We start from the raw sequence: 1,774 nt of genomic DNA, 5'->3' as shown, positions 1-1,774 counted from the left end.
CCGTCACAGAGCCCATGGGATGAGTCCGTCCGGGAAAGGGGAACCTCGGCGTTCAGCCGATTTGTGCAACAGAGCCCCCGCGAGGGACCTGTTCTCGGGTTTGCAATGTGCAAATGGCGGAGGGAATGGGGCTCAATTCCAACCTTCTCTACCTTGGGGACTGTTTGAGCCTCTGAAACTAAAAGTACCGCCTTCAACTTGCCTATTTCGCACGCCCCCGCCTTCGTTTCCGAACGACACGACGAGTCGCTACAAAGGAAATGAAGATGCTGGAACACTACCTTGATCAAGACGACTTGGCGAATCCCTGGCGGATCAGCCCGCGAATATTGAAACGGAAAGGCTGGCAGGGAGAGCCGCCCATCATGAAACGTCCAAATCCGCTATCTCCCCTTCTGATTACTCCGACCGAGCATCGCGCAGAACTTTGTAAATTTCTGGCACTCGCGCTGGTACGATCCCGGATTCCGGATAACGATTGGCGTCAGCTACGTGTCCCTCCAGTTCACCTAGGCAGGTCCAATGTCCACCCGGAAGCGGTCAATCTGGTGCATCCTCTCATGGAGGATCGTGACGATCCCGATGTCACCGTTCGATAGATGGCGCCAATAGACGAAGTGGTGCTCATATCTGAAGTAATAGCCATCGACGCCGAACTCCGCTGGTACCGGTTTCGACACGACACGGTGGGTCTCGATTCCTTCGAAGGCTTCGAACATGCCGGTGACATAGCGGTCGGCCTGCGTTTCGCCCCAACGGTCCCGGGTGTAGCGGTAGATATCATCGAGGCGAAGCGATGCCGCCTCCTGAACACGAATGGCCATACAATCAGGCCCGGTTCCGGGAGATGACCTCGGAAGCTGTCAGCGGCTTGTAGGCTTCTTCCGGGGTCGCGAACGCGCGGGTCAGTTCGGCTTTCAGGCGATCGAACGACTCCTGCTCTGCCCGTTGTTTGTCGCGCCTGATCAAGTCGCGGACATACTCGCTGATATTCTCGTAGGATCCGTCTTCGCCGACATTCGCCGCAACGAAATCGCTGAGGGCGCCGCTGAGGCGGACGGTCATGGTCGTGCTGCGGGACATCGTAGTCACTCGGGTGAACTGGCGTGTCTTCAATATAAACAATATTGCCTACACGACAAGGCGACTCGGAGCTGGTGGGTCACCCTTCTTCCCCATCGGAGTGCCGGCCCGCCATCGCCAGAAACACATACAGCACCACGTCCGAATGACGGGCAAGCGAGACGAGGTGCTGCCCGCTTGGGCCGCGCTCCCCTGCAAACCAGTACTTCACAGTCCGTTCGCTGGCGCCAGTCCACCGCATCGCCGATTTGATGGCCCGATGCGTTGAGCCGAGCTCCTCGTGCAAGGCCATGGCGATCGCGCGTCGATAGTCGATCTGCGCCGCCTCCAGGTGCAAAACTGTGCCCATTTTCGGCACAACTGTGCCCATGTTGATCCGCATGATCCTGTCCCCATCCATTAAATATCTGGAAGCAGACATGAAAACGGCAGATTCGATTTTTGCGCTGAGTTCGGCTCGGGCCAATCGTCAGGAGACGCCAGGATTATTGGCTGGGGGTGGAATTGGTCGAAGCAGAGACGGACCGGACCAGCGACTCCGCCGCATCGGTGCCGTTGCAGCGCGCGGCCGAATATGTGCGGATGTCCACCGAGCATCAAAAATATTCGACAGATGTTGATTTCCACCCAGAAGTGACCCAGGCAGGCCCATAATTTCCATTGAGATTTGACCCATGTGACCCTTCCCCGA

Annotated in this window: 3 protein-coding genes; all 3 read right to left on the bottom strand. The window is 57.4% G+C overall.

Annotation, left to right across the window (positions count from 1 at the left end):
* Positions 1-509: 509 nt before the first annotated feature.
* The gene (locus ACFOM8_RS22920) at positions 510-824 is read right to left on the bottom strand and encodes a type II toxin-antitoxin system RelE/ParE family toxin (RefSeq protein ID WP_377764671.1); all 315 of its coding nucleotides are present in this window, start codon (positions 822-824) and stop codon (positions 510-512) included.
* A 4-nt stretch (positions 825-828) separates the two neighbouring features.
* Positions 829-1,083, bottom strand: coding sequence for a ribbon-helix-helix domain-containing protein (locus tag ACFOM8_RS22915; protein WP_377764670.1), 255 nt, complete (start codon positions 1,081-1,083; stop codon positions 829-831).
* A 79-nt stretch (positions 1,084-1,162) separates the two neighbouring features.
* Positions 1,163-1,465, bottom strand: a complete 303-nt coding sequence (locus ACFOM8_RS22910) for an XRE family transcriptional regulator (protein WP_377764669.1) — start codon at positions 1,463-1,465, stop codon at positions 1,163-1,165.
* Positions 1,466-1,774: the final 309 nt, after the last annotated feature.

This window comes from Paracoccus angustae (assembly GCF_042648745.1).
GTDB lineage: Bacteria > Pseudomonadota > Alphaproteobacteria > Rhodobacterales > Rhodobacteraceae > Paracoccus > Paracoccus angustae.
This window is presented reverse-complemented; position numbering and strand designations above follow the sequence as displayed.

Excerpts from the sequence above, each read along its gene's own strand:
- ACFOM8_RS22910 (WP_377764669.1), bottom strand. The coding sequence starts at position 1,465 with ATGCGGATCAACATGGGCACAGTTGTGCCGAAAATGGGCACAGTTTTG.
- ACFOM8_RS22920 (WP_377764671.1), bottom strand. The coding sequence starts at position 824 with ATGGCCATTCGTGTTCAGGAGGCGGCATCGCTTCGCCTCGATGATATC.
- ACFOM8_RS22915 (WP_377764670.1), bottom strand. The coding sequence starts at position 1,083 with ATGTCCCGCAGCACGACCATGACCGTCCGCCTCAGCGGCGCCCTCAGC.